Annotated in this window: 9 protein-coding genes and 1 pseudogene; 7 read left to right on the top strand and 3 right to left on the bottom strand. The window is 38.5% G+C overall.

Annotated features, from left to right (window positions below):
* Positions 1-82 precede the first annotated feature (82 nt).
* On the bottom strand, positions 83-1,045 hold the full coding sequence (locus IQ228_RS16340) for an amino acid ABC transporter substrate-binding protein (RefSeq protein ID WP_193963560.1): 963 nt from the start codon (positions 1,043-1,045) through the stop codon (positions 83-85).
* Between the two features lie 29 nt (positions 1,046-1,074).
* On the opposite strand from IQ228_RS16340, the gene IQ228_RS16335 reads away from it, so the two are divergent.
* From IQ228_RS16335 to IQ228_RS16320, 4 genes are all read left to right on the top strand, one after another.
* A complete protein-coding gene (locus IQ228_RS16335; protein ID WP_160170656.1) occupies positions 1,075-1,248 on the top strand; it encodes a hypothetical protein in 174 nt (57 codons plus the stop codon).
* Positions 1,238-1,456 carry a hypothetical protein gene (locus IQ228_RS16330; protein ID WP_152540511.1) on the top strand — a complete coding sequence of 73 codons (219 nt, stop codon included), beginning with the start codon at positions 1,238-1,240 and terminating at the stop codon, positions 1,454-1,456. Before IQ228_RS16335 ends, IQ228_RS16330 begins: the two co-directional genes overlap by 11 nt.
* 256 nt (positions 1,457-1,712) lie before the next feature.
* Entirely contained in the window at positions 1,713-2,294 is a 582-nt protein-coding gene (locus IQ228_RS16325; protein ID WP_193963559.1) for a Uma2 family endonuclease, read from the top strand.
* A gap of 73 nt (positions 2,295-2,367) precedes the next feature.
* Positions 2,368-2,625 carry a DUF4351 domain-containing protein gene (locus IQ228_RS16320; protein ID WP_370566901.1) on the top strand — a complete coding sequence of 86 codons (258 nt, stop codon included), beginning with the start codon at positions 2,368-2,370 and terminating at the stop codon, positions 2,623-2,625.
* A gap of 117 nt (positions 2,626-2,742) precedes the next feature.
* On the opposite strand, the gene IQ228_RS16315 is transcribed toward IQ228_RS16320, so the two are convergent.
* A complete protein-coding gene (locus IQ228_RS16315) occupies positions 2,743-3,666 on the bottom strand; it encodes a hypothetical protein (RefSeq protein ID WP_193963561.1) in 924 nt (307 codons plus the stop codon).
* Positions 3,667-3,867: 201 nt separating this feature from the next.
* On the opposite strand from IQ228_RS16315, the gene IQ228_RS16310 reads away from it, so the two are divergent.
* Genes IQ228_RS16310 through bioF form a run of 3 tightly spaced genes read left to right on the top strand, consistent with a single transcriptional unit; the run spans position 3,868 to position 6,428 of the window.
* Positions 3,868-4,614: a sucrose-phosphate phosphatase gene (locus IQ228_RS16310; protein WP_193963558.1), complete on the top strand. Its 747-nt coding sequence runs from the start codon at positions 3,868-3,870 to the stop codon at positions 4,612-4,614.
* A complete protein-coding gene (gene ruvA / locus IQ228_RS16305; protein WP_193963557.1) occupies positions 4,611-5,252 on the top strand; it encodes a Holliday junction branch migration protein RuvA in 642 nt (213 codons plus the stop codon). Before IQ228_RS16310 ends, ruvA begins: the two co-directional genes overlap by 4 nt.
* Positions 5,253-5,258: 6 nt before the next feature.
* Entirely contained in the window at positions 5,259-6,428 is a 1,170-nt protein-coding gene (gene bioF / locus IQ228_RS16300; RefSeq protein WP_193963556.1) for an 8-amino-7-oxononanoate synthase, read from the top strand.
* Positions 6,429-6,703: 275 nt separating this feature from the next.
* Here bioF and IQ228_RS16295 read toward each other — a convergent pair.
* A pseudogene (locus IQ228_RS16295) lies at positions 6,704-7,424 on the bottom strand (formylglycine-generating enzyme family protein); the annotation flags it as partial.
* Between the last annotated feature and the right edge of the window lie 378 nt (positions 7,425-7,802).

Raw genomic sequence — 7,802 nt, 5'->3', positions numbered from 1 at the left:
ACCCCCAACCCCCTCCCCGCAAGCGAGGATGGGGCTATAATATACTCGATATGATGAGGAAATGCTAATTAATAACTAAATCCTACAAATCTTTCTGGGGAATTGGTTCATGAAACTCGATCATTAACTGCATGGTTTCTACAGCTAAATCACGTAAATCTCGATTGAGATATACAGCACCCTGAGAACCAAACCAACGGTCAAAAATTGCCACATATTTAGGGTTATCGTTGACAAATCCTTGCATAAATTTAACGAGGGAATAGTTCACTGAATTGAGGAATTTAGAGTTATTCTCAGGAACCATGCAAGCAATTCCTTCTCGTGAATAGGGACGAGGGGGTACTATCGCAAAACTATCTGGACTTTTTGCTGTTTGTAACCATCCTTCTAAAAGAATGCTATCGGATGCAAAAGCATCAATTTTACCCTGTTCCAAAGCCGCAAATCCTTCTGGTCTAGTCTTCAAATATACAATCTTGGATTGGGGTTGTATTTGCTTGATTGCTTGTTCATTAGTAGTTCCAGCTAACACACCCACACGCTTATTAATCAGGGATTCCGGTGAACCTAAATTAGTTTCCTTTTTAATTAAGATTTGAGTACCTGTGACACCATAACTAATTGAAAAATCAACTGTTTTATCTCGTTCCCAAGTAAAACTACTGGCATCACAGACAATATCAACTTGGCGGTTAATAATTTTGGGAATCCTTGCTGCTGGGGTAACTGCAACTAATTTAAGTGTAATTTTTTTGCCTAATTCTTTTTCTAATTGCTGTTGGATTAAAGTTAGCATATCCACAGAATAACCAGTCAATTTTCCTTGACTGTCGGAGTAGGCAAATGGTAAAGCGTCTTTGCTCGTACCAGCAGTTAATACTCCTGTCCGTGCTACCTTTTCCATTACTGTTTCTGCCTTAGCAATACCGGGCATTAATCCTGATAATATCAAACCAAATATCACAGGGGCAATATTTTTATATATCTTCGACACAGTGAAAGTAGGTAAATGGGAGAGATTTATTTTGGTACTTACAAACATATTAATCTTGGGGAATCCATAGAATCAAAATGAATAAATTATCTCTATCAATTACCAAGTCAGCAGTTATGGAAATGATTCTTCACATTAGACCCTGTACAGAATCATCAAATCAATTAATTTATCTGCGTTTATCTGCGTTTATCTGCGGTCAATTATTATTGTCAGGACTTTACAGCCACAGAGGAACTTTTGACAATTGAGGGTATAACTGGTAACTATACTGTAAATTCGGAAGACGTAAAAAAAGAGATATTGCAACTGCAAGAAAATATTTTCCAAATTTTTCACAAATATTGTCGCGTATCAAATCTGCCGATGGTGAGACTGTCAGAGAAATTATCAAATCTACGCCAATACGGTAAAAATAGAGGATGCGATCGCCCTTTTCCAGCAGTCTTTAGAAATTGAAGAAAGCATTGGGGATATCCAAACTCAAACTAAAGCCATGACATTATCGTGGTTAGGGTATATTGGGTGCTACCCCTACATCTTATATTCTGATATTAGTCAAAGAAAAATCAGGAAAATTCTGTATTCATAACCTTGCACAAAACTATAAAGTTATCTTTGCCAGTGACAATTATGAATATGAGCGATTACCCTGATTTATCTAGGTTTTATAGGCAATTAGGATATTATAAAAATAGCGTAAAAGGTGAATCAGATGGTTGTCACAATTTCTCAAGCTGAAAAAAATCCAGTTGGAGCTTTGCTATCAAATCTAACATGGGAAACTCTGGAAAAATTAGATGGGGACTTGGCAGGAACTGGAGCGCAATTAACTTATTTAGATGGGTGTTTAGAAATTATGGCTCCTTTATCTGATGCTCATGAAGAACCTAAAAATACTTTAGGTCAACTTTTAGAGATTTATATGCGGGTGAAAAATATTCGTTTTTATGGACGTGGTAGTACGACAATCGGGACAAAAGAATTAGGCGCGCGCAAAGAACCAGATGAGTCTTATTGTTTGGGTACACGCAAACCAGTTCCAGACTTGGCAATTGAGGTAATAGTTACCAGTGGTGGAATTGACACCCTAGAAATTTATCGTCGAGTCGGAGTATCAGAGGTTTGGTTTTGGCAAGATGGTGTAATTTCGGTTTATTGTTTGCGTTCTACAGGATATGACTTAGTAACTAAGAGTGAATTATTACCAGAATTAGATTTGCGTTCACTAGAGTTTTATTCTCGAATGGCAGATCAATATGATGCAGTGAATGCTTTTATGCAATTGTTAATATAGAAAACTGGCTATAACAAAATGTTAATCAATCCATGACCAAAAAAGTAGATATTGGTAGTAAACGCTGAATAAGTTGCGAGAAAATGAACAGTTAAGGGATTTAGAACCATTATTATCATTTTTTGCATCCTTTGTCCTAGAAATACCAATAGTTCAACAAATCATGAGGTGGGATATGACAGTATTAAGAGAATCACCCTGGTATAACGAAATCCTCAAACAAGGTGAAGCTAATTTAATTATTCGTCAATTATCAAAGCGGTTTGGTAATCTAGATCCAGCAATTGCATCACAAATTCGCCAGTTATCAATTTCACAATTAGAAACATGAGGAGAAAGTATTTTTGATTTTTCTGCTATGGCTGATTTACAAACCTGGTTACAACAAAATATTGATTAAGTCATTGAAAGAGACATTTTAGGAAATGTCTCCCTTTTTTGGAAATATCTAATCAACTTTAAACCTAGCTAATAATTCTTCACGGGAAAAATTAAGTAATAACTGAGTTCTTTCTGTGGGAGAAAGTTCCATTAACTGACTGATAATAGCAGATAACTCCTCATCTAAATTACCAAAACGCACCGCTAACAAACTCTCGACCATCAAACGTTGTCCGTCTTTTTGTCCTTCCTGTCTTCCTTCCTGTCTTCCTTCTTCAAGTCCCTCTTGTTTCCATTCTTCCCGTTGTTTTAGATATGCTGGTGATAAACTCATAATTAACTCCCTTACTTCTTCATCATTAACATCACTATTCAATTCTAGATTTTTCTGCCAAGATGCAAAAATTTCCATTAATCTATGCCATTTATCATTCTCTTTTGACAGTTCAACTACTTCGCTGATAGCTTCATTTTGAATTCTACCTTTTCCTAATACCCTTAACCATAGTGTATCCTCTGTCATGGGTAACTGGTTAATAGCCACAATAGCTGCTTTCTGGTATTTTGGCAGAAAATAAACTCCTTTTTCCCATTCCTCCTTTGCTTTTGCTCCAAACCCTTCCAGGATTCTTTCTGAACAGGTGGGTGTTAAAATCCATAGAAAGGGTAATTCTTCTTCAGAGATAGAACGTTTTTCTCTTTTTGCTTGTCTTAACAATTCACCCTGAACGCTATACAATTTTAACAAACAACTTCTAATTTCTACCTCGTTAGGTGCATTGCGGTAAGGTTCAAATAGACAACTTGTAACCGCCATTCTTCCTAATAATCCTACTTCTGAATTTTTAGGTAATGTTGTTGTTGGCTCAAAGGAAACATCTATTTCCTGAACTTCGCTTTTTACATCTTTGCTGATTGTGACATTACCTAAAGGTTTTAATAATTCTTCTAGGTATTCTTTAGCCAGTTGGTCGTGCAGTTGTCGTGTCATCATTCCCCGCTGGGTTGTCAGCTTGACTATTCTGGTATTTATTTTAAGATGGTTCTTCCTCGTCAAATCTATTGTCAAGCATCTAAATACTGTTTTGCGCGAAAAATCAAAGGTTAATTAACCACTAAATTCGTCAATTCTGCGCTAAGTGCCAAAACAGCATACACTTTTTGTGAATTAACCTTACAAAAGGAGTTGACTGTGACTAAGTTCTTATTCGTAACCGATTTAGATCATACCTTCGTAGGGGATGATCAGGCATTATTGCAGTTGAGCGATCGCTTGCAAAGTCATCGTCAACAACATGGGACAAAGATAGTCTACTCTACAGGGCGATCGCCTATTCTTTACCGCGAACTTCAACAGGAACAAAATCTCTTTTCCCCAGATGCCTTAGTTCTATCTGTGGGTACGGAAATCTATTTAGATGGTAGTAATAATTCCGACGCAGAATGGTCAAACATTCTTTCTCAAGGCTGGGATAGGCAAAAAATCCTATCTATTACCGAAGAATTCCTAGAATTAGAGCTACAACCAGATACGGAACAACGTCCTTTCAAGGTCAGTTTTTTCCTAAAAGCAGAATTGTCGGGAATCTTACCACAACTTGAAGCGGAGTTGCAAAAAACTCAACTAAATGTAAAGTTAATCTATAGTAGTGAAATTGACCTTGACATTTTACCCCATACCAGCGATAAAGGTCAAGCAATGCAGTTTTTACGACAGAAGTGGAAATTTGCAGCCGAGCAGACTGTTGTTTGTGGCGATTCGGGTAATGATATTGCTTTATTCGCTGTTGGTAGGGAACGGGGAATCATTGTCGGGAATGCTCGTCCAGAGTTACTCCAATGGTATCATCAGCATCCTGCGGACTACCGTTACCTCGCCCAAAACCGTTGTGCTGCTGGGATTATGGAAGGTTTAAAATATTTTGGTTTTCTAGAATGATTAGCTATCTTAAAGGTATTGTCGCCGGTGTCCAAGCCATTACTCCTAATCGCGTCATCTTGACCTTAGAAGTCAATGGCACAGGTTACGATTTACAAATTCCCCAACGTCTGGCTAACCAGTTAACCTCAACTGGGGATGTGATCCAAATCTTTACCCATTACCAGATTCGGGAAGAAGTACCCATGCTTTACGGTTTTTCTTCTCCTTCCGAACGGGATTTATTTCGCCATTTGCTCAGTGTTAGCGGTATTGGTGCAGCATTAGCGATCGCTCTCTTGGATACAATGGAATTACCAGAGTTAGTCCAAGCTATTATCGCTGCTAACGTCCAAATGCTAATTCAAGCCCCTGGAGTGGGCAAGAAAACCGCTGAACGCATCTGTTTAGAACTCAAGAGTAAACTAATCGAATGGCGCAAATCAGCGGGCTTCTTTGTGGCTACAGGCGGACCTGCACCAGGAATTTTAGAAGAAGTGCAAATGACTCTTTTCGCCTTGGGATATACTGCCCGTGAGGTTAGTAACGCCCTGCACGTAGTTAGCGAAGATATTGGTTTACCCAAAAATGCCTATGTGGAGGATTGGATTAGACAAGCGATCGCTTATCTTAGCAGTAGTGAAGTAGAGTGTTCATAATTCATCATGAATAATAATCCTTATGCTTGGATAAATGAATCTTTAGCCACTATTCATCGGGCTAACTGGTATCGTTCCGTGCAACCGATTCACAGCCAACCCGGTGCAACTGTGGTATTATCTGGGCAAGAGGTTATTAACTTTGCCAGTAATGATTACTTAGGACTAGCAGGAGATGAACGCTTAAAAATAGCTGCTATTACTGCTATTCAACAATTCGGCACTGGTAGTACAGGTTCTAGATTACTCAGTGGGCATCGAGAAATACATAGAGAATTAGAACAGGGAATAGCATTTACCAAACAAACCGAAGACGCATTAGTATTTAGTTCTGGTTATTTAGCAAATTTAGGGACAATTGCGGCCATAGTCGGCAAAAGAGACTTAATTTTCTCTGATCAATATAACCATTCTAGCTTAAAAAAGGGAGCGATTCTCAGCGGTGCAACTGTCATGGAATATCCGCACGGTGGTACTGCAGTACTGCAAGAAAAGTTATGGGAACACAGGAAAAATTTTCGCCGCTGTTTGATCATCACTGATAGCGTCTTTAGCATGGATGGTGATTTATGTCCATTACCCCAACTGCTAGATTTAGCTGAAGAATTTAGTAGTATGCTACTTCTCGATGAAGCTCATGCTACGGGAGTCATGGGAAAAACTGGGGCTGGATGTGTAGAACATTTTGGCTGTACAGGTAGAGAATTAATTCAAATTGGCACATTAAGTAAAGCCTTGGGGAGTTTGGGTGGATATGTCGCCGGAAGTGGCTCTCTAATTGACTTTTTACGCAATCGCGCCCCCAGTTGGATTTATACTACAGCCCTTTCTCCCGCAGATACAGCCGCCGCAATAGCCGCCATTAAAATTGTCCAAGAAGAACCGGAAAGGCGATCGCAACTTTGGCAAAATGTCAACTATTTAAAACAATTAATTCAAGATAATTTACCTAACTTAAAGTTATTCCCCACAGAATCTCCGATATTATGTTTTCAATTACCCAGTGCCGCCACCGCACTAACAGCCGGAAAGCATTTGCGAGAATCAGGAATTTTTGCACCAGCCATTCGTCCTCCCACAGTTAGCACCAGTCGGATTAGAATATCTGTCATGGCTACCCATGAGTTAGGACATCTTCAGAAATTGGTAGAAGTGATCAAAAGTATGGAAGGGTAAGGCTACATTTCTCATACCACATCCCAAAAAATCAAACTTCATACAAAATCCTGTTAATTCTTTAATCGGTGGATATCCTGATTCTGATATTTATTTCGTGCAATCTCTCTTAGAGATCCCGTAGGGTAGTCGCAAAGGAGCAAAGACGCAAAGGAAGAGATTTTCTTTTTAACCCATTGTAGAGATTTAGCAAAAAATCAAATCATGTAAATCCTTAAATCATAAAAATCATAGTTCAGACATTTTCGGTTAAAAATATTTGGAAGGGTAAATAACTAAAGAGTCCCTGCACCAGAAACTACCAACCGAAAACCGCCATTGTTATACCGGATATCTGGTTCGTACCCATCACGATATGCAGAACGACAACCCATAAGGCTAAAGTTCCAAGAACCACCGCGCAATAGCCGTTTATTATTTTTACTAATCCAAGGATTACTATTATTAGGCCAAATGGGTGCATTTATATAATTTCCATGCCAACCATCTTCACACCACTCCCATACATTACCGTGCATATCATACAAACCAAAAGCATTAGGGGGAAAAGTTCCCACATCTGTGGTTTGTCCATATTTCCCATTATAATTTACTAAATCAGTAGTAATGGTGTCACCGAAATAATAACGAGTAATTGTTCCTCCTCTACAGGCATATTCCCATTCAGCTTCGCTGGGCAAGCGATATAATTTACCTGTAGCCTTGCTAATCCTAGCACAAAATTCTTGTGCGTCATGCCATGATACATTTTCAACTGGAAGATTTGCACCTTTGAAGTGTGAAGGTTGAGATTTTAAATCAATCTTCACTTTCTGTAAAAATGCTACCCTTTCCCATTGTGCTTGGGTAACAGGGTATTTTCCCATATAAAATGGTTGAATGGTATTGATGTTGGGGTTTTTCCCGATCATTTCCTTCTCCTTCGGGTGAACCCATGAGGAATTTTCCCCCAGGTATTGCTACCATTTCTAAAATTACTCCTTTTCCTAAATTTTCATTTTGGTTAGGATAAACTGGTGGTTTTGGTGGTGGAGAGATAAATTGTAAAACTTGCTGAAAGGGATTAGGAGAAACAGGTGGTTGTGGGGGATGCGTTCACGTGACCCAACCCAACCTACCATATAACCCACATTCCGCACCCCAACTGTCACAGGAGTGGAATTACATAGGCAAGAAATAAAATTGAGAATAAAAAATAACATATTATCGAGAAAATACATTGGCAAAAAAGAAAAACACCAAAAATAGCATCAAAACCCATTGTCAATAAGGAGCAACAAGAATGAACACCACCCAGAGGGAGAAAAAGATAAATAAATGAAGATATTCAAGATACAGATTATAAGTTAGACTAATAAATTGAAGTAAAAAACG

Source organism: Dolichospermum sp. LEGE 00246 (assembly GCF_015207865.1).
Taxonomy (GTDB): domain Bacteria; phylum Cyanobacteriota; class Cyanobacteriia; order Cyanobacteriales; family Nostocaceae; genus Dolichospermum; species Dolichospermum heterosporum.
This window is presented reverse-complemented; position numbering and strand designations above follow the sequence as displayed.

Bases quoted from the DNA above. Each gene is read 5' to 3' on its own strand.
- IQ228_RS16340 (WP_193963560.1), bottom strand. From the start codon at position 1,045: ATGTTTGTAAGTACCAAAATAAATCTCTCCCATTTACCTACTTTCACT.
- IQ228_RS16335 (WP_160170656.1), top strand. From the start codon at position 1,075: ATGAATAAATTATCTCTATCAATTACCAAGTCAGCAGTTATGGAAATG.
- IQ228_RS16325 (WP_193963559.1), top strand. From the start codon at position 1,713: ATGGTTGTCACAATTTCTCAAGCTGAAAAAAATCCAGTTGGAGCTTTG.
- IQ228_RS16315 (WP_193963561.1), bottom strand. From the start codon at position 3,666: ATGACACGACAACTGCACGACCAACTGGCTAAAGAATACCTAGAAGAA.
- ruvA (WP_193963557.1), top strand. From the start codon at position 4,611: ATGATTAGCTATCTTAAAGGTATTGTCGCCGGTGTCCAAGCCATTACT.
- bioF (WP_193963556.1), top strand. From the start codon at position 5,259: ATGAATAATAATCCTTATGCTTGGATAAATGAATCTTTAGCCACTATT.